Here is a 24,306-nt window from a genome sequence, read left to right on the forward strand (position 1 = left end):
TTACCATTTCCAGATCTCGGGTACGTAGCGGTAGCCGCCGGCGACGCGGTCGACGTAACCGAAGCCGGGGAAGTTCAGGTGCGAGCCGGCAATGCGATACTCATCTTCGTATGCCTTCTCCAGAATCGACTTGCGAGTCGCGACGGCCTCATCGGGGAAGGCGTCGAAGCTGACCTTCCATGTGGGGTGGGCCATCTGAACAGCCGGGAAATGGAGCAGGTCGGTGACGTACAGGAGTTTCTCGTCGCCGGAGCTGAGGATCAGGCCGCAGTGGCCGGGGGTGTGGCCGGGCAGCGGCAGGACACGAACACCGGGCGCGAGTTCGGCGGTGGCCTTGACGATCTCGGTGCGGCCGGCGATCGCCTGGGTCGCGACGGCCATGTTCTGCTTGAACCCAGCCTTGGCTTCCTCGGGCAACAGGTTCTGGCTCAGGTCGGCATCACCGCCCCAGAACGCGGGCTCTTCCTCCAACATCAACACCGGCACCTCGCCGAAGGCTTTGCCGTAATCGCCAAGCAACCCGCCGACGTGGTCGGGGTGGATGTGGGTCACGAGCAAACCCGTGAGGCCGGCCGGGTCGATGCCGAGTGCCCCTAGCCGCTCGACGAGCTTGCCGGTGTCCGCCCCGAAGGCCGTGCCGCAACCGGCGTCGACAAGAATCTTCGCATCGCCCGACTCGACCAAAAACGCATTGACGTGCCCGATCTGATGACCCGGTTTGACGTGGGCCGCTTTGAGCGCGGCATCGAGCGCGTCGTCTCCGCCATCGGTCGGCACCACCGGCAGCGGGTCCATCGGGAACCAGCCGTCACTAATGAGCGTCACCGCGATGTCGCCGACGCTGGACTTATAGAAACCGGCACCCTGGGTCGGGGCGGCTTTGGCGGCGGCGTGGTCGTGAGCACGAAGCGTCGGTGTAAGACCAAACGCCGCGGCCGCCGATGCGCCCCCGGCTAGCAACGCGTTTCGACGGGACAAGGAAGTGTGTTGGTTCGGCTCGGTCATATGATGGCTTTCTTCTCGGGTTGGATCAGGGCAAAGACCGTGTGCGGGTCGGCACCGTTGAGTAGGAGTTGGATAGTCATGGCAGCCATCGCTTCGAGCTGCCGGGCGTAGGTCACGTCGCCGAAGTCGTGCGTGTCACAGCCGACATCCGCCGCGAGTTGGTGGACGATTTGCTTGGCGTTGGCGTCGTTGCCGCAGGTCGGCATCACGAACTGTCGGCCGTCGAAGTTTAGTTGCGGCATCGCCCACACCGCCGCTTGGCAGGTGTTGAACGCTTTGACCACGTGAGCCCGTGGCAACTTGTCGGCGATCGCTTCGGCCAGACTCTTCCCATCGTACGACTTGAGCGCGAAGTCACCGTCGAACGCGCCGGGGACGGGGTTGTTGATGTCGATGACGATCTTGCCGGCGAATGCCTCAACCCCCACTGCATCGATCGCGTCAAAGACCGCGCCGTGCGGCGTCGCGATGACGACGACCTCGCCAAATGCGACAGCCGCTGCCGTATCGCCCGACGCCGAATCGTACTCGGCGGCGACGCCGGCAGCTTTCTCGAGGTTACGGCCGCCGATGAACAGTTCGTGCTTGCCGGCCCACTTACCGGCCAATGCCTTGGTCATGCTGCCATAGCCGATGAACGCGATCTTCATGGGTTTATCCTCGGAACTTGAGCGTCACCTCGGCGACGCGTTTGCCATAAAGGCGACCGGTTTTGAGATCACCCTCGCTCGGACCACCGCCAGCGCTGTTGCTCTTGGACATCACGCCCATGAACGCACCGAAGCGGTTGACCGCGTCCGGGCCGGGGCTTTCGATACGTTCGTTGTTCTCGGGCATCTCGGCTTGGCCGACCCAGATCATGCCGTGTTGCAAAGCATTCACGATCAACGCTTGGAGCGTGCCCTGCTTGTCGCCCGAAAGGCTGCCGGAGTTCGTGAAGCCGCCGGCGATCTTGTCCTTCCACGCTTGGCTCAGCCACTTCTGACCGGCGGCGTCCATGAACTTCTTGAACGCCGCGGCCGGACCGCCCATGTAGGTCGGTGTACCGAAAATGATCGCGTCGGCGTCGTCGAACATGTCGAGCTTGTCGGGCTCGCCGTGGTTTTCGGCGTCGAGCAGGTGGGCTTCGACCCCCCCGACACCGCTCACACCTCCATGGACGGCTTCAGCCAAACACTTCGTGTGGCCATAACCGCTCCAGTAGATTGTGATCACCTTGATCATGCCGTTGAATGTTGCGAGAGACGACGGCGTTCGACAACGCTCAAAATCAAGGACGTTCGGCCGGAAGCAAATGCCGATGTTCGAGCCGACCGTTGCGTACGAACTCGACGACGCACGGCTTGCCGACCCGCTGCTCCGTCAGCAAGCGCTGCAGCGCGTCGATGCCGTCGGTCGGCTCTCCGTCGAAGCGGACGATCAGGTCTCCCTCGCACAGGCCTGCTGCCAGCGCGGGACCGCGCGGTTCGAGTTGCGACACGAGCACACCCGTGTCGGCCGGCAGTTCCGCGGCAAGCACGAGCCGACGCGGAATCGGCACGGTCTGCCCGCCGAGTCCGGCATAGCTGCGTTTGATCCGGCCGTCACGAATGAGCCGCGTCGCCGCCCAGCGCGCGGTGTTCACCGGAACGGCGAAGCAGATGCCCTGTGCCCCGGCAATGACGGCCGTGTTAATGCCGATGACGCGACCGGAACTGTCGAGCAGCGGGCCGCCGGAGTTGCCGGGGTTGAGCGCGGCATCGGTCTGGATCACGTTGTCGATCAGCCGACCGGACTGTGAACGCAAGCTCCGCGCCGTGCCACTCACGACACCAGCGGTGACGGTGGTCTGAAAACCGAGCGGGTTGCCGACGGCCACGGCGATCTGGCCCGTTCGCAACGTGTCGGAGTCGCCCAGTTCCGCGACGGCTTCGGGGTGCGTTTGAAAACTCTCGAGCCGAACGACGGCGAGGTCGGTATCCGGGTTATCACCGACGAGGCCCGCGGTAATGGCCGATGCGCCGCGCACGACGTGGCTGTTGGTCAGTGCGAAGCCGTCAGGCGTGAACACAACACCGCTACCGGTGCCGGCACCACGTTTGCTGGCGACTTGAAGGTGAAGCACGGCCGGGCGGACGCGATCGACCACGCCCACCACCGTGCGGGAATACACGTCCAACAACGAGGCATCGTTGTTAACAGATACGGTTGAATACACAGGAGCCATTCGGGCCATCCTTTCGATAAGCATCGAAAGAGCAGGCTCACAAACGACTTGATGTCGACGGATCCCACTCAGGCCGGCTACTTCTCGGCACCCAAGTCGATGATCTCCTCGTCGTCCTCGAAGATTTGCAGCCCTTCGCTGCTGGACACTTCCGCGTCACCCGCCTCGGCGGCGGCCGTCGGGTCCAACGCCGCGGCTTTGCTGCCCTTGGCCACACGGGTGGTGCTGGCGTCGATCTTCTCAGGATCCTTCGCGAGTTCGTCGGTGCTGGGGCTACCGTCGATTTGCACAACAAACACCAGCGAGCCGATCTTGACCGTGTCGCCCGGGTCCAAGTCTTCTTCCTGGATACGCCGGCCGTTGACGTAGGTGCCGTTGGAACTGCCCAGATCGCTGACCACGACGCCGGCGGCATCGACGGTGATCCTGCAGTGCTTGCGACTCACCTCGCCCAGCGGGATGCGCAGCTCACACTGGTCGCCCCGGCCGATGACCGTTTGGGGACGCGACACCGGGAACGTGCGGTGCCGGCCGTCCGGTCTGAACATCACCAGTGCGACTTCCATACGGGCAGACTCCTGAGTGCGAACTTCCCCAGAGTAGGATTCGCCCGCGATCCCTGCAAACCCCCGCCGGCCAGACGCCAGCGTGCTAAAGACCATCCGCACAACAGTTAACAACGGCACAAGCCGATCGGCTGTGACAAATACACCGGGAACTTCCGGTCGATCCGTGGCGTCATTCACTACGTTCCGATGCGAAGTTTCCGACAACGTGTGAGTCCGCGTCAATCACTGCCAAAGCGGTGCGTGACGTGTCCCGATACCGAGAACGTCCGCCGGATGCCGCGCCCGACGTGCGCCGACCGCTCGCACCAACGTTTGTACCCCCACCGCCGAACCGAGAGAGAATGCAAGTGACTCGCGAAGACCAGAACACCGATCAGCCGTTCGCCAAGAACAACGACACCGCGGCGACCGATAAAAACGCCCTGCTCAAAGCGGCGTGGTCCCCGATCTTCGAAAAGCTCGAAACCCGCAAGCTGCTTGCCGACGTGACGCTCGTTGATCTCGGCTTCGACACGAGCACCCCCGGCACGCTCGTCGACACCGACGGCGAGGGGACCGGCTTCGCAGGATTTCAACAGAACGACGCCGGCGACGGGTTCAACGCCGACGGCCTCGACCTTGACACCGCCACCGGCCTGCTACGCGTCACGACCGCCGGCAACACGTCCAACTTCCGTGACGCCAACACCCATCAGAACGTGCTCGAAAAGTCCTTCGACGCGACCGCCGGTTCGTTCACGGCGCAGGTCCGGCTCGACGGGCCGACCACGGCGTTCGACCAGCAGTTTCAGCAGGCGGGCCTGACGTTCGGCCCCGACGCCGATCATTACGTCAAGGTTGTCGCCGGCCGCTGGCCCGAGGGGCAGCGGATCGAGTTCCTCTACGAATCCACGGACACCGCCGGCTCGTCGATCATTCCGTTCGAGGCGAAGCTCGACGCGGGCAGCCTTGACGGCCAACAGCACATCGACCTGCGTTTGCAGATCAATGCCGACACCGGCACGGTCAGTGCCGGCTATCGCCTGCCCGGCGGAGACTGGGTGGACTTCGGCACGACCGTCACGATCTCGGCCGACGATCGGGTGGCCTTCTTCGCCACCGATGCCAAAGCCGGCATCGTGCAGAACGATTCGCAGGCCGCCCCCGCGAACATCGGCTACGACAGTTTTTCGCTCGTCCGCCACAACGGATCGGAAGCCGACCGCCCGACCGTGACCGGTGTCAATCCAGCCGACGGCGCAACCGGTGTCACCCGCGACATCGGCATCTTCGCTAACATCGCCGCGGGCACCTCCGGCGGCCGCATCGACCAAGCCACGCTCAACGCCAACACGGTTTACCTCGAACGCACCGACAACGGCCAACGCGTCACCGCCAACGTTCAAACGTCCGGTGCCGGTGATGTCATCATCCTCACCCCCAGCGGCAGCGTCCTCGACGCCAACACCGACTACACCTTCGTCATCACCGATGGCGTGAAGGACATCCTCGGCAACGCCGTCGTCCCGTTCACGTCCTCGTTCACCACCGGCACCGCCGGCGGGACGATCGACACGTCGATCAGTTTCGACCGCACACAGGTCGCGCTCGCCGACGGCGAACGTTGGACCGGCGTGACGTTCGGCCCGGACGGTCGGCTGTACGCCACCACCCTCGACGGGCTCATCTACCGCTTCGACGTCGACGCCGATGGCGCGTTCTCGAACAAGACAGAGATCACCACGCTCCGCGACGACGCCGGCTTTCGGGCGCTCATCGGTTTGACCTTCGACCCGACCTCCACCGCCGACAACCTGATTGCCTACGCCATCCATGGCGACTTCGAGGGCATCCTCGCCGGCGACGCCCGGGACTGGACCGGCAAAATCTCCGTGCTCTCCGGCGACGACCTCGGCAACATCCGCGACCTCGTCACCGGCCTGCCCCGCAGCGTCGGCGATCACCTGACGAATCAAGCATCCTTCGGTCCCGACGGGATGCTCTACCTGTCGCAGGCGGCCAACACGGCGATGGGCGCCAGCGACCCGACGTGGAGCGAAGCCAACGGCACGCCCCGGCCCGAGCGGCTTCTCACCGCCGCGATCCTGCGTATCGACGTCGCCGCGATCGGCACCGGAACCGTCGACGTGCAGACCGCCGACACCGACACGCCTTATGACCCGTTCGCTGCCGACGCGCCGGTGACGCTCTTCGCCACCGGTGTCCGCAACGCGTATGATCTGCTCTGGCACTCCAACGGCACCCTTTACGCCCCGACCAACGGCTCGGGCAACGGCGGCAACACCCCCGCCGACCCGTCACAAACAGGCACCGACCTCACCAACGTGCCCGAGGTCCAACGCGACTATTTGTTCGCGATCAACCAAGGCGGCTACTACGGCAGCCCCAATCCCGTCCGCAATGAGTTCATCCTCAACGGCGGCAACCCCACCGCCGGCGTCGACCCGCATGAGGTCGCCACCTACCCGGTCGGCACGCAGCCCGACGCCAACTGGCGTGTCGACGACATCGCGTTCGACTTCGGCCTGCGTGTCTCGCCCAATGGCATCATCGAGTACCGCGACGACGCCAGCACCGGCAGCCCGTTCGGCGGTGACCTCGACGGCAAGATCTTCGTCGTCCGCTACGCCACGCCACAGGACATCCTCATCCTCACGCCGGGCGCCGGCGGCGGCATCGTCGACGCCCGTGACGGGTTCAGCGGCCTCGAAGACTTCGCCGCACCGATCGACATCATCCAGCAGCCGGGCACGGGCAACCTGCTCGTGGCGGACCTCGGCACGAGAGCGATCTACCTTCTGCAACCGGCGGAATCCAACGCCGCACCGGGCAACGCGACTGTCTCCGACACGACGCTTTACTTCAACGACAATCACACCTCCGGCGACCGTTCGCCGGCACAGGCCGTCACCGTCACCAACACCGGTGCCGGCCCGTTGACGCTCAACGGATTCGACCTCGACGGAGCCGATCCGGCCGACTTCCGTATCACCGGTCAGCCGATCGCCGGGACCGTGCTTGGGGCGGGCGAGAGCATCACGCTCTCGGTCGATTTCCGTGCCGACGCCAAGCGCATCCACGAAGCGACGCTCACGATCGACACGACGAACAACGACGTGATCGTTCGGCTCCGCGGCATCGGCACCACCGGCCTTGACGGCCAGAACGAACCGTCGCTGCAGCGCATCCTCGACCTCTACGAAATCCCCGTCAACGTCGGCGATCCCGATCCCAACACCACGCACTACCCCGACGACAGTTCGCTGCGCGGCGACGAAGTGATCGCGCCGCGCTTCACCAAAGCCGGACCGGGCGAGGTGAGCATCGAAGTGCTCGCGACGATGGCCGGTCAACAAGGCAGTAACTCGCTGATCTTCGGCACCTACGAGCCGGGCACGCCGCAGACGATGACCGAATTGTTCCGCGTCGCCGCCGAGGATCGTCAGTCGGTCAATCCCGGCATCGACGGCGTCACCACCTTCGACCCCGGCTCTGACGCGTTCGCGCTCTGGTCCAGCTATGCCGCCTTCGACCATCGCGTCGTCTACGGCGAGGACGTGCTCAACACCTGGGAGAACAACCCCGATCAACGCCGCAAGGTCCGCGTCTTCCCGCTCAAGGACGCCAATGGCGACGTCGTGCCCAACGCCTACGTCGTCGGCTTTGAGGAATGGGAACAGCAGTCCGACCAGAACGACATCGTCTTCGTTATCCGCAATGTTGCCCCGGTCGTGGGTGCCGAGCTTGGCATTGAGAATCTCGACAACGTCCCGTTCGCGGATCGCCTGGTCTTCAGCCGCATCTCGCCCGACGGCGTCGACACGGTCAACCCCAACACCGTCCACGACACCGCGACGCTACGCATCCGCAACACCGGTGAGTCGCCGCTGACGATCAACGACCTCCAACTCTCCAGCAACGAGTTCGAGATCATTGCCGGCGACGTGAGCAGCCCCGTCACGCTCGGCCGTAACGAGTTCCGCGACGTCACGGTCCGCTTCATCTACGACCGCGCCGGCGACGGGCAGGAAGTCCGCAACGCCACGCTCACGATCATCAGCAACGACGCCGACGAGGCCAACCGCCAGGTCCAACTCGCCGGCCTCTGGCAGTCCGACTCCGAGAACAACAGTCGCGGCATTTCCCAGGAGCCCAAGGTCACGACCATCATCGAGGCCCTCGGCTACTCGATCGACGTGGGCGATGTCGACACCGGCGGTGCCTACGAGGCGGCCGGCGAGGAAACGCTCAGCCGCTACTGGACCCGCGCCGACGACTCCAAGCCGGTCGGCGTACGCATCCTCGGCGCGTGGCACGGGCAGGGCACACCGTCGCAGAACTCCGCCTCGACCGTCCGCTGGTTCCCCGAAGGCAACGCCGGTCAACGCAACTTCCTTTTCCGCCACGCCGCGACCGACGGGCAGACGCTGTTGCCCCGCCACTCCAACGGCGGGCCCGGCTACGCGGAGTTCACCACCAACGGCAACTTCGGCTTCTTCGCCGACGGCTCCTACTCCGACGAGCAGTTCCACGACAACCTCAACAACGAACATGCCTGGCGGTTCTACGCGGCCAAGGACCGTGACGGGAACATCATCCCCGGCGCGTACATCGCCGCCCACGACTACGTCGGCGCGACCTTCACCAACTACGACTACCAGGACAACGTCTACCTCATCACCAACGTCAAGCCCGTCACTGGCCCGGTGCAGGTCGCGGATCTGACGGCGACCCCGGCCAACGGCGTAACGCTCAACTGGGCCGCCAACACCGCCGGCAACGTCATCGGCTACGACGTCTTCCGCGACACCGGCTCGGGCTTCGTCAAGCTCACCGACACGCCCACCGCGCAGACGACGTTCATCGACGCCGGCGCTTCCGGCTCGGCGACCTACCGCGTCGTCGCCGTCGACTACCAAGGCACGTCCGGCACCCCGGCCGACATCCAGGGCAACGGCGACGGCACCGGCGGTGAGGTCACGCAACCCGCCACACCGACCGCCCTCGCCGCGAGCCTCGACGGCAACCAAGTCATCCTCTCCTGGAACGACAACGCCACCAACGAGACCGGCTACCAGATCGAACGTTCCACCAACGGCGGCCCGTTCTCCCTGCTCACCAGCGCACCGGCGAACAGCTCGACCTACGTCGACCTGACCACCACCAGCGCGACGACGTACCAGTACCGCGTCCGCGCGATCAACTCCGCCGGCGCATCGGCGTTCTCCAACGTCGTGACCGCCACGACCCCGGCGAGCAACGTCTATAGCTCCACCGACATCGGCTCCCCGGCGCTGGGCTCGACGGCGCAGCTCGCGCCCAACGTCAACTACGACCTCACCGCCGGCTCCGGTAGCAACATCTCCGGTAACGCCGACAACTTCCGCTTCCTCCACCGCGCGATCTCCGGCGACTTCGACATCGCCGTCACGCTGCAGGACATCACCGGCCCCGACGAGGGTGTCGGCGGCATCATGGCCCGCAGCTCGCTCGGCAGCGGCAGTGCCCACGTCTCGGTGCTGTTTAGCGCCGATAGGCTCGGAAACTTCGCCTACCGCGATGCCAACGGTGGCTCGACGACAACCACCGGCAACGCCGCTGCCGGCCGCCCCACCGAGGTCCGTCTCCAACGCGTCGGCACGACCTTCACCGCCTATGTCATGCTCGACGGCGCGACGTGGACCCCGCTCGGCACCGCGCAGCTCGCACTCGGCGACACGCTGCAGGTCGGCTTCGCCGCAGCCGGCAACAGCGACGCGGGCGCGACCGTCCGGCTGCGCAACATCCGCGCGGTCAGCATCACCGCCACCGCCCCGGCCGCACCGACCGCCCTCTCGGCCGTCGCCTCCGCGGACCGCATCACGCTGAACTGGACCGACAACGCCAACGACGAAGCGGGCTTCCGCATCGAACGCTCCACCGGCGGTGCGTTTACAACCCTCGCGACGCTCGGCCCTGATGCGACGAACTACGAGGACACCACCGCCGTCGCTGGCACGACCTACACCTACCGCGTCGTTGCCTTCAACGGTGGCGGCGAAGCAACCAGCGCCACGGCATCGGCGACGATCACGCCCACCGCGACCGCACCCGACGCACCGACCGGCCTCGAAGCAACCATCGTCGAGACCGGCGTTTCGCTCGAATGGTTCGACAACGCCGACAACGAGACCGGCTTCCGCATCGAACGCCGGACCGACGGTGGCTCGTTCGCGCCACTGGCCAATGTCGGAGCCAACATCACCAGCTTCCTCGACGACACGACCGATCCCGACACGACGTACGAGTACCGCGTCTTCGCCGTCAACAGTGCCGGCGACAGCGGTGCGTCCAACACCGTCAACGCGACCACGCCGGCCGATGACAGTGGCGAGACCGTCACCGTGCTCTACGAGCAGAAGTTCGACGGCAACGGCAACCTGGACTTCCGCACCTACACCGGTGGCGTTCAGTCCGGCGGAACCTTCGACGTTGTCAACGGCCAGTTCGTTGCCGACAACACCGGCGGCTTCGGCTCGTGGTACACGGCCAAGCTGCCCATCCCCGACTCCGGCCAAGTCAACTTCTCGATCGACGCGAGCAGTTCCGCCGACGTTGCCGGCCAGCTCAATGTCGGTGTCCGCATCGACGGCGGCGCGTATCAACTGCTCCGCAGCTTCCGCGGACCCATCGACGGTGTGATCACGGTCGAGCTCAACGACATCGACGCGAGCCAGATTCAGATCGAGGTCCAGGCACGTACCACGGCCGGGCAGTTCCGCTTCGACAACATCCGCATCACCGACGGCGCGGCAGCGGACACCGGCGGCGGTGACGCGGGCGGCGGTGATGGCGGCGATACGGGTGGCGGCGACACGGGCGGCGACACCGCGACCGACGTCCTCGTCGAAACCTTCGACCTGCCCAACGGCACCCAGCAAGGCACCGGCGAACTCCCGTGGCGCACCTATGTCGGCGGCGTCCAAGGCGGCGGCTTCTTCGGCGTCCGCGACGGCGCGTTCGTCGCCGAAAACACCGGCGGCTTCGCAAGCTGGTACACGCCCAAGATCACCCTGCCGACCGGCGGGCCGTACACGTTCTCCGTCGACGTGAGCAGTTCCGCCGACGTGGCCGGCCAGCTCAACGTCGGCGTCCGCATCGCCGGCGGTAGCTACCAACTGCTCCAGTCCTTCCGCAACCCGGTCACCGGAACCGTCAGGGTTTCGCTGGCCGACATCCCGGCCGATCAGTTCCAGATCGAAATCCAGGCACGCACGACCGCCGGGAGCTTTACGTTCGACAACGTGAAAATCACGGAACCCGGCACGGACACCGGCGGTGGTGGCGGCGGCGACACAGGTGGCGGCGACACCGGAAACGGTGGCGACAACGGCGGCGGTGATGACGGTGGAGGCAACACCGGAGGCGGTAACAACACCGGCATCGACTTCCTCGTCGAAACTTTCCCGCAGGCCAACGGCACCCAGCAAGGCACCGGCGCACTCTCGTGGCGTACATACACCGGCGGCGTTCAGTCGGGCGGGTTCTTCGGCGTTCGCGACGGCCGACTCGTCGCCGAGAACACCGGCGGCTTCGCAAGCTGGTACACGCCCAGGCTCAACCTTCCCGCAGGCGACACGTACCGCTTCAGCGTCGACGTGAGCAGCAGCGCGAACGTGGCCGGGCAACTCAACGTCAACGTCCGCATCGGCGGCCAGTCGCAGGTGGTCCAATCCTTCCGCGACCCGGTGACCGGCACGGTCACGGTGACCCTTGATGCCATCCCGGCCGGCGAGTTCCAGATCGAGATTCAGGCAAGGACCACGGCCGGCTTCTACGCCTTCGACAACGTCCGCATCGCGACCGTTGGCTCCAATGGCAGCGGCGGTAGCGACGGTAACACCGGCGGCGGGGATGACAACGGCGACGACAACACCGGCCCCAACGTCACCGGCATTACGTGGACCGACGCGCCCCAACCCGGACGCAGCTACGCCGAGAGCAGCAAGGCCGTCGTCGGCGATGACGTCTTCATCTTCGGCGGCTACCGCGTCGACTTCTCCAGCGTCCGCGACGTCTACCGCTTCCGCAACAATCAGTGGACCCGCATGGCCGATATGCCCGAGGCGATCACCCACGCGGGCGTCGAAACTGTCGGCAACGAAGTCTGGTTCGCCGGGGCGTACATCGGACGCGAGGGCCTGGAGCAGATCTACGGCTCACGCAAGGTGTGGAAGTACGACACGACCAACGACGCTTGGTCGCGCGGGCCGGACCTGCCTGTCGAACGCGCCGGCGGTGACCTTGTTCTTATCGGCCGAAACCTCCACTTCCTGGGCGGCCAGAACATCGCACGCAGCGTCGACACGCGTGAGCACTGGGTGCTGAATCTCGACAACCAGGGCGCCGGCTGGCAAAGCCGGGCCGACATGCCCGTCGGTCGCAACCACCTCGCCGCCGAGACACACAACGGCCTGCTGTACTTCTTCGGCAGCCAGTCCGGCCACGACGAAGGACTCACGCCCCACACCGAGGTCTACTCCTACGACCCCGCAACCAACAGCTGGACCCAGCGTGCCTCGATGCCCGCGCCGCGTAATCACATGCACCAGACGCTGGTGAAGAAGGAAGACAAGCTCTACATCTTCGCCGGACAGTCCGAGCACAACCAGTCCGAGGATGACATCTTCGAGTACGACTTCGCCAATGACAGTTGGCGCACGATCGGCACGACGACCGAGCCGCGCACCAGCCCGGCTGTCGCACTGCTACCCGACGGCCGCGTGCTGATGATCGGCGGCTTCCGACCGGGACTGATATTCCAGGCCACGTACTTCGGCGAGTTCGATTTCGCGTGATCGGCATATCATCGCAGCGATGACGACGCCCGTGGCTGCCGTACGTCCGTTACCGATCCGCTTGGTCGCGATCGATCTTGACGGCACGCTGCTCGATGCGAACAAGAAAGTCAGCACCAAGACCGCCGACGCGCTGCACGAGCTGCGTGAGACGACCGACGTGCGCGTCGTCCTCGCCACCGCCCGCCCGCCCCGCTCGGTCCGGCCGATCTACCGCGAACTCCGGCTCGACACTTGGCAGGTCAACTACAACGGCGCGCTCATCTGGGACGAGCCGGGCAACATGGCCCACTTCCACCGCCCGATCCCCGGCGAGCTCTGTTTCCGCATGTGCGACACCGCACGCGACCTTTTCGACGAGGTGCTCATCCATGCCGAGATCATGGACAAGTGGTTCACCGACCGTGAGAACGACCCGGAGCACACCACAGAAACCGGCAAGATGTTCCAGCCAGACGCGATCGGGCCGGTCGAGGACTTCTGTCGCTTTCCGATCACCAAACTGATGATGCTCGGTGAGCCGGCCATGCTCACGCGGATCGAAACCGCCCTGCTAGCCGAGTTCCGCAAGGACGTTCAGATCCTGCACACCGACCGTGACCTGCTGCAGATCATGGACAAGCGTGTGAGCAAGGGCGTCGCGCTGTCGAAGATCGCCGGCCACTTCGGCATCCGCGCAAGCCAGACCCTGGCCATAGGCGACAACCTCAACGACGCCGGCATGATGAAATGGGCCGGCCGGTCCGTCGCGATGGGCAACGGTCACAAGCACATCAAGAAAATCGCCGACTTCGTCGCACCGTCCAACGAGGAGGACGGTGTGCATGCGGCGCTCGAGTGGGCGCGGCTACTGTGAGCGGTGGAACTGCCTCATCTCACCAGCGCCCCCGGCATCGGCGGCACCATCAAAGCCCGACCGACCGACTTCTTCGTCCAGGAACTCTCCGACGACGAGGCCACCGGCGATGGCGAGCATGTGCTCTTCGAAATCCGCAAAGTCGGCATCACGACCGACGAAGCCGTTCGACGCATCGCCAACGCACTCCGGCTCGACCCACGCAACATCGGCACCGCCGGCCGCAAGGACAAGTGGGCCGTCACCCAGCAACGCATGACCGCACTTGGTGCGCGTGATTCGCAAGTCATGGCGCTGCAAGCCGACGATTTGCAGGTGCTTTGGGCGGCACACCACCGCAAAAAACTCCACGCCGGGCACCTCTCGGGCAACCGCTTCGCCGTGATCGTGCGCAACGTCAACCCGACCGATGTTGTCAAGCTCCGCCCCGTGCTCAACGAACTGATCGAGCGTGGCATGCCCAACTACTTCGGCCCGCAACGCTTCGGCAAGTACGGCGACAACGCCGAGCGCGGCTTCGAACTGCTCCGCGCCGGCGAGCAGGCGATCCGTAAGACGCCCAGGTCCAAGCGTGAGATGCTCGTGAGTGCCGCCCAGTCGGCGGTGTTCAACGCCGTCGTCGCGGAGCGGATTCGCCAAGGCATCTTCGACAAGCTCATCCCCGGCGACGTCGCGAAGAAGACCGACACCGGTGGCTGCTTCGTGGTCGAGGACGTCGAGAAAGAGCAACCGCGATGTGCGAACTGGGAGATCAGCCCGGCCGGCCCGTTGCCGGGGCCGAAGCTGCTCGCGGCGAAGGCCGAAGCGTTGGCGTTGGAGCAGAAAGTCTTCGCCGAGTTCGGCGTAAAGCCCGAAGACTTTGCCGCCGCCGGCCGCAGCTTTCCAGGCGAACGCCGCGCGATCCGCGTCCGCCCCGAACAGACCGAACTCGCCGGCGGTGTCGACGACTTCGGCCCGCAGATCACCGTCGCCTTCAACCTCCCCAAGGGCAGCTACGCCACCACGCTCATGCGCGAGCTGCTCAAAGTGGACGACATGGAAAAGCGCGACGACCGCGGCCCGATCGAAGGCCTGCAACCCCGCGTCGGGGCGCCGGACGGGAAAGTGTGAGCGGCATAACCGCGTTGCGGAGCAACGCAGCTAGGCGCGGCTTTCACAAGCACATCGAGCGCACAGCTGCGTTGCTCCGCAACGCGGTTATGCCGCCGCGAGCTTGCGTTGCTTACGTGCGACAATGAACGACCGTACGCCAATCGCAACGTAACCCCAAAGCAACACAAGTGTCGCGATCTGCACGAAGGTCGCGAGCGCGGTGCCGAAGTTCCCACCGGCCCAACGCACGATGATGCCGCCCGGCGCCAGCGCGGCGATGACCACCGCCAAGTGCGCGACGATGATCGTGAGCAGCTTCACCTTTGGCAGCATCAGCCCCCCGAACACCAGAAAGAGCCCGCCGATGTACGCCGGAATCAGTGCCGTTTCGGGCTTATCGCTGGTACTGACCGAGTACGCACCGACACCGAGGATGATCAGCAGGACACCGAGGACAAGGGTGATTTTGGCCATTTGCTTGGGGTTTGGGGCGGTATGCCTGTCCGATAGGGACTGGTTCTTTCCGTTTTCGAGCGGCGGATCGTAGGTTGCAGGTGCGTTCAATGTCGGCCGCCAGACCGACACGGGGCCGTGGCATTATGCCGCGGCCAAACCGGAGAAATGCATGGCCGACGAAACCGTCCGACTTTCGATCCCCGAACGAATCGCCGCTTGTCTCATCGCCGGCGTCACCGCCGCCATCGTCGCGTTCGTCTCGACGTAGACTTTCTCGATGAGGCCCTTCGCGCTGGTCGCTGTTTTGCTCTGGTGCGGGTGCGAACCCAACGCACCCGCCACCATGCCAGCCACCGAAGAACTTGCCGAGCCGTTTTCCCTGTCCGAGTACCGCTGGGCACAGCGCCCGCTGCTGATCTTCGCGCCCGACGAAGGCCACGATGCATTGCGACGCATGCGCGGTGCGGTTCTCGCCAGCGAAGAAGCGTTTCTCGACCGTGACATGGTGCTGGTCACCGCGATCGGCACCCGCCTGGGACATGCCAGCGATCGGGAACTGACGGTCGACGATATTCAATCGCTGCGACTCGAATACGACGTGCCGGTCGACCAGCTTGCCGCACTGCTCATCGGCAAGGACGGCGGCGTCAAACGCCGCGAAACGTCGTTCGTCTCCCTCACCGACATCTTCGAACAGATTGACGGCATGCCAATGCGTCAAGACGAGATGCGTAAGCAATAGCTCCCGAGACGGGTCAGCCGGGGAACTCCCGTTGGTCCATCATGTCGCCGCGACCTGGCGAATCACTTTCCGCAGGACCGCCGCGCTCGTCCGGAGCTGCTTGGTCTCACTCTCGTCGAGGTCGATCGGCAACACCTGCTCCACCCCGTGCCGACCGATGACGCATGGCAAGCTCAGGCACACGTCTCTCACGCCGTGAAAACCGTCAACGTAAGTGCTCACCGGCATGATTGCCCGGCTGTCATGGTCGATCGCGTCGCAGATCAACATCGCACTCATCGCGATGGCATAGTTGGTGTAGCCCTTCTTCTCAAACACGTTCCAACCGGCCTTGCGGGCTTGTTCGAAAATCTCCTGCACCCGGGCGTCACCACCCTTGAACTTCACGCCACCGGCACTGGCGACCGAGAGCGCGGGGAATTGGCTCTCGCCGTGCTCGCCGAGGATATAGGCGCGGATGTCCTGAGCGTTGACGCCGGTCTCGGCACTGAGCAGCGCACGAAACCGGCCGGTGTCGATGAGCGTGCCGGTACCGAAAACCTGGCGCGGGCTCAAACGTGACGCCTTGAGCGCGACATAGGTTGCTACATCGACCGGGTTGCTCAGGATCAGGAAGATCGCGTTGGGCGATGCCTTCACCAGCGGCGGAATGATCTCGCGAAGAAGTGCGGCATTCGGGGCGGCGGCGTGGAGACGGTCCCCGCCCGAGTCGGTCGCTCGACAGGCCGCGACGATGATGATGTTGCTACCGGCCGTTTCCTCGATCGTGCCGGCACAGATTCGCATCGGCCTGATGAACGCACTCGCGTGCTGCAAATCGACCACGTCGCCTTCGACCGACTCGGGCGTGCTTCCGACGCAGATGAGCTCCGACGGCACGCCCCGCGTTACCAAGGCAAACGCCGTCGCACTTCCGACACGTCCCATCCCGATAACACTGATCTTCATGCCGACAGACTAAGCCCCCGCTTGGTGTCGACCCACGACAAAAGTCGGTCAATCCTCGGAAGATTCGTCGCGGCTTGGATGCACCAAGGGTAAGGGCTCCTTGAACGTGAGCGTCCGGTACGGGAACGGAATCTCGATGCCCGCATCGTCGAGCGCACGCTTGACGGCAGCCACGATTTCGTCGCGACTCTGGCGGAGTTCCAACGGGGTGCTGCCGGTCCACCACGTCACCTCGAAGTCGATACTGCTGGCACCGAACGCCTGGGCGAAAACCTCGACCTTCCGATGGCCCTTGCGAACCGTCGAGCAGGCTTCGACCGCCTTGCGAATGACTTCACGCGACGCATCGACATCCTCGCCATATGCCACCCCGCAGATGACCGTCAATCGCTTTTCACGCCAGTTGGTCTGGTTGTAGGTGGGGTTCAGGAACAGCTTGGAGTTGGGGACGATGATGAGATCGCCCTCGACGGTGCGGACGTGGGTCGCGCGGATGTTGATATCCTCGACCTTGCCGGCAACGCCGTCGCAGTCGATGTAGTCGCCGATCTCGATCGGGTAGCGCCAGAGAATCAGAAAGCCGGCGATCAGGTTTTCGACGATGTCCTTGAACGCAAACCCCAGCGCGATCGACCCGATGCCCAGCCCCGCAACGAGTCGGCCGACCGTCAAATCCGGGAACACGATCACCCCCGCGACCAGTAGGCCGACCAACCAGAACACGATGTACGCGATCTGCCCGATGAGGTCGATGAGCGACTGACGCACCTTGAACCGGCCGATGACCTTCTTGGTGACAAACGAAACAAACCGTGCCAGCGCGGCCGTCAGGAACACCACGGCTATCGCCAACACGAGCTGCGGCACGAGCTGAAGAAACCCACGCCACATTTCGTCGAGCTGCTGCAGGATCGTGTCGAGATCCTCGGCCCTCGGCGTAACGCCCTCGATGTCGTCGGCCACGCCCGCGTCGGGAGAGTCGGCCGGGGGCGTCTCGGCCGGAGGCGTTTGATCAGGGTTGGAAGTTTCCAGCGTTGGCGGTTCCTGCATCTGCTCGTGATGATGCATTGGTGTCGGTTCAACACCAACGCCCAAAGCTCGTCGGCCCCAACGAACCGACCGAACCACGCCCGATCCCCGGGCACCGATGCGAGCAAGTCGCGCCGGCAAAACTGATTCTGATCCCCGGGCTTGGGGCGAACCGACGACTCTACGAACCACAGCTCGATATCGAACCGACCTTGGCGGTGCCGACATTCATCCCGGAGCGGCCACGTGAGACGCTCGATGCTTACTGCGCAAGGTTCGCCGATCACATCCGCAAGACGCTCGACCTGGACGACGACTTTTGCATCGGCGGCATCAGCTTCGGCGGGATGTGCGCCTTGGAAATGGCGGCGACGCTTCGGCCGCGGGCGGTCGTTCTCGTCGGGGCATGCACGACGCCACGGCAAATCTCCCTGCAGTTCCGCACGATCGCCCGGCTCGTGAGCATCACCCCAACGCCGATCGCAACGCTCGTGCTGAACAGCCCCGTTGTGCGTTGGTCGGCGCGATGGCAAGGCATTGACGGCGAGAACGTCGACAGGCTTGCCGCGATCGCTCGAGAAACCGACGTGCCGTTTACCAGGTGGGCGGCACGCGCCTGTGTCAACTGGGCCGGCGCGACCGAACCGTTCACGCCGGTTCGCCGAGTACACGGTCGCACCGACCATGTCATCCCGCCGACCGACGACATCGAACGCCTCATCGACGGCCGACACTTGATCAACCTCTCGCACTCCGCCGACGTCAACGCGTTTCTCGCCGAGGTGCTCGCCGACGTTTGAACTCCGCAAGAACTCCGCGCGTAAGCTCCCGTCATGGCGAAGGACAACAGCTTTGACATCGTGAGCGAAATCGATATGCAGGAAGTCGACAACGCCATCAATCAGGCCCAACGCGAGGTCGGCACGCGCTACGACTTCAAGGGCTCGTCGGCCGGCGTGGAGTTCAACCGCAAGGACGAAACGCTCACCTTCACCGCCGACCAGGACCAGCAACTCAAGGCCGTCCGGCAGGTCGTGACCGAGAAGCTGATCAAGCGCGGCATCGAGCCGAGCGCGCTCGACCTGCAAAATCCCGAAGACGCATCGGGCGGCACGCTCCGACAAGTCGCCAAGCTCCGCAGTGGCATCGACAAGGACACCGCCAAGCAGATCACCAAACGGATCAAGGAACTGCAGAAAGACCAGAAGCTCAAGGTCAACGCCCAGATCGAGGGGGACACCGTGCGCGTCAAAGGCCCGAAGCGGGACGACCTGCAAGCGGTGATGAAAGACCTCAAGGAAAACGGCCCAGAGATTCCGTTGCAGTTCACCAATTACCGGTAACGCCAACTCACGAGCATGCCGACCGGAATCGCCGGCAGCGCGTACAAACCGGTTGCGAAGACGAAGCCGGCGGTCGCGCCACGCTTGGAGTGCCATGCGAAGTAATCGCCGGGCAACCACGGCTCGGCCACGTTGCGAAACGCGATCAACCCGGGCCGGTAGAAGCCTCGCATCTCCCAGTACTTCGTCCACGTCGGCTCGTCCAAACGCACGGCAATCGCCGCGAGCTGCGCGACCCAAACCACGACAAACACCAGCACGCCCCACCGCAACATGCGTCGGAGCGTGCGTCGGCGTTTGGACAAGCGCTTGGCCACGGTCGGAAGCGGCGGATGAATTAAAAGCTCCCGAAGGGGTGGCTCCAAGATTCCGCCTTCGGGAGGGTGGGGCGAACCGGCCGGAGGCCAGTCGCCTGAACTGGGTTGTCGAACTCAATCTACACCGGTTTCGCCCCGGCGAGTTACGAAATATACCGACCCCGCGCGCGCCCTGTCAAACCGCGTTCTGCGGAGCCGTCCACGACAATGCCGTGCGTTAAATGAATGAAGCCGAATAACTTATGCGAACAAGCGCGTTTCAGTGCGACAGATTGGCACGATCCTGCCCGTCTTCACACGCACAGGCGTTGAGCGGAAACTCACATTTGGGGCAATATCCTGCCACAAGAAACTCACGACGCCGATCCCGCACCCGACGCCAGATCGTCCACGCCAGCGGCGGCACTGCGAAAAGCACCATCAGCGTCGACCACTTGATCCGAACCCACGTTCCTTCGAACGGCATCTGGGGCACCGGCGTGAGTTGCCCCCAATCAATCCCGATCAGCTTCCAGCCGCTGTCCTGCCAGGGATCTTCCCCGGTCGCGGCCGGCATGTTGCGGTAGTTCCAATCGAACGGAACGAAATCGTCCTGGCTACCCCACGGCTGTGAAAGACTCCGTATCACCAGGCGATCCACGCCGCTGACGATCATCCAGGCGTGGTCGGGCGTCGCGGATTCCACGACGTCGAACGTGTGCGGGCTGCGGTACCAAAACGTGCCCGATAGCAAGGAAAGGCCGATGCAGAACAAAAACACAAGCCTCACGACGCCCCGGCCGATGCCGCCGAGAAGGTATCCGAGCGTGTTTGCAGGCTGATATCGCTGTTGTCGCATGAGCGCATTCCGCCAAGCCGTTATACTCCAAAGCTTGATCCGCGAGACGCCCGAATCTGATCGGCTTCCAAGTTCCGAATCCTGCAACGGGGACGGCGTCGCAGATTTTTCTGGAACAACCCGTCGGACCGTGGCGTCTCATTGCCAACGGGCCCAGGGCTCCGGGAGCGACATGTCAGGCAGGCAAAGCAGTATCACCGGCCACACCCGTGGTGGCGAGAAAAACGGCATTCGGCGCTGTAATGGCGTCGAGGGGCGTTCCGTCGCGCCCGCAAATGGCTTGCCCGTCAAACGCGAGACCCCAGGCCACAACCGGCTCAAAGACCTCGACGGCGTCCCACGCTTCCGCAACAACGGACGACTCACCACCGGGCAACGCCCCGATCTCGAAGACCTCGAACCCGTGGAACTCCTCACCGAGTTCCACGACAACAACGACAACGGCGCGTTCGAAGAGCTGATGAACCGTTACGGGGGCATGGTTTTCTCGACCTGCCGTCGCGTGCTTCGTGACGATCACGAGGCCGAGGACGTCACACAGGCGACGTTCCTGATGCTCGCCAGTCGCCACAAAGCGACTAAGAACGTCCACAAGGTCGGGCCTTGGCTCCGCAAGGTGTCCCACCGCCTCTCGCTCGATGCGCTGCGGACCAAGAAGCGCCGGGTCAAGCGCGAGAATGACCGACCCATCTGGAACGACGGCGAAAAGCTCGCCGACCATCATGTCGGGACCGAAGAACGCCGTCGGATCGTGCGGGAGTGCATCGACGAACTGCCGGTGAAATACCGGATGCCGATCATCTTGTTCCACTTCGGCGGGATGAGCCGGGACGAGATCGCTAGCGAGCTTGGTTGTCGTGCCAACACGCTGGGCGTTCGGTTGCACCGGGCCCGGAACATGCTCGCCAAGAGCCTCGAGTCTCGCGGCGTCACGATGGCGGGTGTCGCAATGACCGCGTTGCTGACCGACGCCGTCCGCACCGCGATCGGCTCGTCGATGATGCAACAAACCTCCGTGGCGGCCGGCGAGATCGCGGCCGGGAACGGCGGCGTGTCCGCCCTGCTCGGTTCGGACGTTTCGGCCAAGGTCCTTGCCCTGACCGAATCGACCGCCGCCTTGAGCATGGGCAAGGCCAAGATGATGGCCCTGATGTTCGCGGCTGGGAGCACGATCCTGACCGGCGGCGGTTTTGCCGCCCACTATGCCGGGGCAAGCGAATCCATCCATGACGCCGTGGAGAACGTCATGGACGGCACCCCCCGTCTCTTCGACGTGCAGAACTTCTGGCCGACCTTGGAGTTTCCGTCGAACCTCCCCACGATCGAAAGATCGCTCAATCTCGGCAGCATCAACGACACCGAGCTGACCGATGCGGACGACGGCTCGAACGGTTTGCCCCTGCCGCAGGTCGCGGCGTTGAAGTCCAATCCGTTCATCGACAATCTCGCCGAGCGACGCCGCCAGTGGGCGAACGTCCGACCGGCGAACGTCTCCGGCGATGCGAGTATCCCCGTGCGGCCGGTTGCATCGGGCAGCCGCCCGTTGGTGCTGCCGCAGGAATCGCCCGGTGCCGCTCCTTCCGTCGGACCGCAAGGCCCAGACCGCCCTGTCGCCCGGCCGATCGATACCGCTCCGGCGGCCGACACCGCCGTGGCGCGTTCGACTCCAGCCAGCGCCGGCAATGGACGCTCGCAGCCCGGCCGCACCGCGCCTGGGGCTGCAACACCCGAGCCGTCGACACCGCAGCCCGAAGCGCCGACCGAAGTCGCTAACAACACACCCGCGAACGACCCGGCACCTGTCGCATCACCCACACCCACTACGCCGACCTCGTCGATGCCGGTCGTCGCCGCAAGGTCGTCGGCCCCGACCACCATCCTTCCGCCGAGCCCGTCACCGGAACTGGTGGCGATCGCCGGTCGCGCGACGCCGCCGACGCAGGCGTATGCCGCCGTGCTCCCGCCCGTCCAAGTTTCGACGCAGGCCATCGCCATGGCGGAGGTCGCCCCGCCGACGTCGGTCTTGCCGTCCGAATCGCTCTTCGACCAGCCCATCGACCCGCTCAGCGACGCAGCCCCCGAGACGCCCGGTCAACACACGTTCATCGCGATGTGGGACATCGAAGGCGAAGCACTCGCGGTGGAGCTTCCCTCGCAGTTCGACGAGATCGAGATTGCCGTCCCGTACGACCCGAACGCCGCCGCCGCGACCGGAGCGCCGATCGAGCGACTCAAGCTCTGGGCGTTCAACGAGACCGACGGCTGGGAGCGTGTCTACGACGAGTCCCTGTACCACAACATCACGGATCACATTATCGGCGGCCGCGTCTCGACCGACGTCGCGATCGTCGGCGTGAGCTTCCCCGAGCCGGCGGTCATGGGTCTGCTCGCGACCGGAGCGGCATTGTTGTTGCCGCGGCGCCGCCGATAAGCTCGCACTCGGTACGAACTGTTCTTTCGCCGATAACGCCTGTTGCTTTGCCCGGCGGTCTACCGTCAAGTACGGTTGCACCAAGGAGATCGCCCGTGAGTAAGAACTTCAACGACTGGCTCGCCGAGGGCGAGGATCTGTACAACACCGCCGTCGCCGAGCTCGAAGAGCTCGTGCAGCAGCGCAACGAGATCGACCAGCGCCTTTCTGCCAAGCAGGACGAGGTCAACCAGATCGCCAAGGTCATCGGCAAACCCGAGGTGGAAGGTGCCGAGCCCGACGTCGAGATCGTCGGCGGCGAGGGCGGCGTCCGACGCGCGCCCAACAGCTCCAACACCATCGCCCGCGCACTCACTGGCCAAGGTCTGGCCCGTTGAGACATCGCCGCATCAGCGACGACCAACTCATTGACGTAGCCCAGCGCCACGCGTTCGACTTCTTCGCCAACCCGGCGCACTGGCGACCGATGGGTGTGCTCGATCGCGACAGCACCACTTCCCCGATCAGCTCCGCCGCAACCGGCTTCGGTTTCGCGGCTTTTGCCGTCGGTGTCGAACGCGGCTGGATCAAGCGTACTGACGCCCTTGAACGCCTCCGCACCGTCGCCGCGAACTTGCGTGCCTCGGAGCAGTCCAACGACGCCTTCGCCGCCGGGAAGAACGGCTTCTTCTATCACTTTCTCTGCCCCGATACCGGTCGGCGTATCTGGAAGAGTGAGCTATCGAGCATTGACACCGCCCTGCTCGCGGCCGGCTTGCTCTGGGCGGGCGCGTACTTCGATGACGCGGAACTCTCCGAACACGTCGAGGTTCTGACCGACGCGATCGACTGGAACTGGATGCGTCACGGGCAACGCCGCATCTCCCACGGCTGGCATCCGCACGGCAAATCGTCGGGCCGGTTCATGAAGTACCATTGGCACGGCTACAACGAAGCGCTGCTGCTGCAACCGCTCGCGCTCGGCTCACGCACCCACCCCGTCCCCGCCGACTGTTACGACGCATGGCTGGAGGACTACACGATCGAAACGCACTACGGCCAGACTTACATCTTCTGCGGCCCGCTGTTTACCCACCTTTTCCCGATCTGTTTCCTCGATCTGCGTGGTCGACACGACGCGTTCACGGCCGAGCACGGCTTCGACTATCACGCCAACGCCGAGCGCGCCACACGCATGCAGTCGACTTACGCCGGGGCGAACCCCGACGGCTTTGCCAGCTACGCCGCCGATTGCTTCGGCGTCACCGCCAGTGATGGCCCGCACCTCGGCGAACACAACGGTCGCCGCTACTACACCTACCACGCCCGATCGGTCCCTTGCGGCCCGGACGACGGCACGATCTGCGCACCGATGACAGCGGCCGCACTCCCGCTCTGCCCGGACGTCGTGCTGCCGGCCATGCAAAACTTTCATCAGCGTGGCCTGCTCAACCGTACGTTCAACGACACTTTCCCCTGGGTCGCGCCCGACCTGCTCGGCGTCGACGTCGGCCCGACCGTACTCATGATCGAGAACCACCGCAGCGGGCTCATGTGGGATCTTTCTCGCGAAATTCCCCAGGTGCAGACCGGGCTCGACCGCTGCGGCTTCAGCCCCGCCCCTACCGTTGGCGTTCATGCTGCGGCGCATTGAACCC

The 24,306-nt window shown here is 64.7% G+C and carries 19 protein-coding genes; 9 read left to right on the plus strand and 10 right to left on the minus strand.

What is annotated here, in order from left to right:
* The 5 genes from AAGD32_00955 to AAGD32_00975 all read right to left on the minus strand — a co-directional run bounded on the left by AAGD32_00955 (position 1) and on the right by AAGD32_00975 (position 3,777).
* Positions 1-978: an MBL fold metallo-hydrolase gene (locus tag AAGD32_00955; GenBank protein ID MEM8872800.1), complete on the minus strand. Its 978-nt coding sequence runs from the start codon at positions 976-978 to the stop codon at positions 1-3.
* A gap of 23 nt (positions 979-1,001) precedes the next feature.
* Positions 1,002-1,655, minus strand: a complete 654-nt coding sequence (locus AAGD32_00960; protein ID MEM8872801.1) for an NAD(P)-binding domain-containing protein — start codon at positions 1,653-1,655, stop codon at positions 1,002-1,004.
* Between the two features lie 4 nt (positions 1,656-1,659).
* Complete coding sequence (locus AAGD32_00965; protein MEM8872802.1) at positions 1,660-2,229, minus strand: NAD(P)H-dependent oxidoreductase; 570 nt, start codon at positions 2,227-2,229, stop codon at positions 1,660-1,662.
* A gap of 46 nt (positions 2,230-2,275) precedes the next feature.
* Positions 2,276-3,157 carry a trypsin-like peptidase domain-containing protein gene (locus AAGD32_00970; protein ID MEM8872803.1) on the minus strand — a complete coding sequence of 294 codons (882 nt, stop codon included), beginning with the start codon at positions 3,155-3,157 and terminating at the stop codon, positions 2,276-2,278.
* Between the two features lie 131 nt (positions 3,158-3,288).
* Positions 3,289-3,777, minus strand: a complete 489-nt coding sequence (locus tag AAGD32_00975) for an FHA domain-containing protein (protein MEM8872804.1) — start codon at positions 3,775-3,777, stop codon at positions 3,289-3,291.
* Positions 3,778-4,127: 350 nt separating this feature from the next.
* Between AAGD32_00975 and AAGD32_00980 the strand changes: the two genes are divergently transcribed.
* The 3 genes from AAGD32_00980 to AAGD32_00990 are packed head-to-tail and all read left to right on the plus strand — an operon-like array spanning position 4,128 to position 14,583.
* A complete protein-coding gene (locus tag AAGD32_00980; protein MEM8872805.1) occupies positions 4,128-12,617 on the plus strand; it encodes a kelch repeat-containing protein in 8,490 nt (2,829 codons plus the stop codon).
* A 19-nt stretch (positions 12,618-12,636) separates the two neighbouring features.
* On the plus strand, positions 12,637-13,473 hold the full coding sequence (locus AAGD32_00985) for a Cof-type HAD-IIB family hydrolase (protein MEM8872806.1): 837 nt from the start codon (positions 12,637-12,639) through the stop codon (positions 13,471-13,473).
* Positions 13,474-13,476: 3 nt separating this feature from the next.
* A complete protein-coding gene (locus tag AAGD32_00990) occupies positions 13,477-14,583 on the plus strand; it encodes a tRNA pseudouridine(13) synthase TruD (GenBank protein MEM8872807.1) in 1,107 nt (368 codons plus the stop codon).
* An 87-nt stretch (positions 14,584-14,670) separates the two neighbouring features.
* On the opposite strand, the gene AAGD32_00995 is transcribed toward AAGD32_00990, so the two are convergent.
* On the minus strand, positions 14,671-15,039 hold the full coding sequence (locus AAGD32_00995; GenBank protein MEM8872808.1) for a hypothetical protein: 369 nt from the start codon (positions 15,037-15,039) through the stop codon (positions 14,671-14,673).
* Between the two features lie 325 nt (positions 15,040-15,364).
* Here AAGD32_00995 and AAGD32_01000 point away from each other — a divergent pair, with 325 nt between their 5' ends.
* On the plus strand, positions 15,365-15,763 hold the full coding sequence (locus tag AAGD32_01000; GenBank protein MEM8872809.1) for a DUF4174 domain-containing protein: 399 nt from the start codon (positions 15,365-15,367) through the stop codon (positions 15,761-15,763).
* A gap of 39 nt (positions 15,764-15,802) precedes the next feature.
* On the opposite strand, the gene AAGD32_01005 is transcribed toward AAGD32_01000, so the two are convergent.
* Positions 15,803-16,711, minus strand: a complete 909-nt coding sequence (locus AAGD32_01005; protein MEM8872810.1) for a lactate dehydrogenase — start codon at positions 16,709-16,711, stop codon at positions 15,803-15,805.
* Positions 16,712-16,759: 48 nt separating this feature from the next.
* The gene (locus tag AAGD32_01010; protein ID MEM8872811.1) at positions 16,760-17,761 is read right to left on the minus strand and encodes a mechanosensitive ion channel; all 1,002 of its coding nucleotides are present in this window, start codon (positions 17,759-17,761) and stop codon (positions 16,760-16,762) included.
* Between the two features lie 20 nt (positions 17,762-17,781).
* Between AAGD32_01010 and AAGD32_01015 the strand changes: the two genes are divergently transcribed.
* Positions 17,782-18,540, plus strand: coding sequence for an alpha/beta hydrolase (locus AAGD32_01015; protein MEM8872812.1), 759 nt, complete (start codon positions 17,782-17,784; stop codon positions 18,538-18,540).
* Between the two features lie 33 nt (positions 18,541-18,573).
* Positions 18,574-19,083 (plus strand): YajQ family cyclic di-GMP-binding protein, encoded by a 510-nt coding sequence (locus AAGD32_01020; GenBank protein MEM8872813.1) that lies wholly within the window; start codon positions 18,574-18,576, stop codon positions 19,081-19,083.
* Here the strand turns inward: AAGD32_01020 and AAGD32_01025 are convergent.
* Both AAGD32_01025 and AAGD32_01030 read right to left on the minus strand, forming a co-directional pair.
* A complete protein-coding gene (locus AAGD32_01025; GenBank protein MEM8872814.1) occupies positions 19,074-19,400 on the minus strand; it encodes a hypothetical protein in 327 nt (108 codons plus the stop codon). The two genes, AAGD32_01020 and AAGD32_01025, sit on opposite strands and share 10 nt — an antisense overlap.
* Positions 19,401-19,659: 259 nt before the next feature.
* On the minus strand, positions 19,660-20,238 hold the full coding sequence (locus AAGD32_01030; protein MEM8872815.1) for a hypothetical protein: 579 nt from the start codon (positions 20,236-20,238) through the stop codon (positions 19,660-19,662).
* Between the two features lie 280 nt (positions 20,239-20,518).
* Between AAGD32_01030 and AAGD32_01035 the strand changes: the two genes are divergently transcribed.
* From AAGD32_01035 to AAGD32_01045, 3 genes are all read left to right on the plus strand, one after another.
* The gene (locus AAGD32_01035; protein MEM8872816.1) at positions 20,519-22,669 is read left to right on the plus strand and encodes a sigma-70 family RNA polymerase sigma factor; all 2,151 of its coding nucleotides are present in this window, start codon (positions 20,519-20,521) and stop codon (positions 22,667-22,669) included.
* 95 nt (positions 22,670-22,764) lie between these two features.
* Entirely contained in the window at positions 22,765-23,046 is a 282-nt protein-coding gene (locus AAGD32_01040; protein MEM8872817.1) for a hypothetical protein, read from the plus strand.
* Positions 23,043-24,302 carry a glucoamylase family protein gene (locus AAGD32_01045; GenBank protein ID MEM8872818.1) on the plus strand — a complete coding sequence of 420 codons (1,260 nt, stop codon included), beginning with the start codon at positions 23,043-23,045 and terminating at the stop codon, positions 24,300-24,302. The genes AAGD32_01040 and AAGD32_01045 overlap by 4 nt, the downstream gene beginning before the upstream one ends.
* Positions 24,303-24,306 lie beyond the last annotated feature (4 nt).

It is taken from the genome of Planctomycetota bacterium (assembly GCA_039182125.1).
GTDB lineage: Bacteria > Planctomycetota > Phycisphaerae > Tepidisphaerales > Tepidisphaeraceae > JBCDCH01.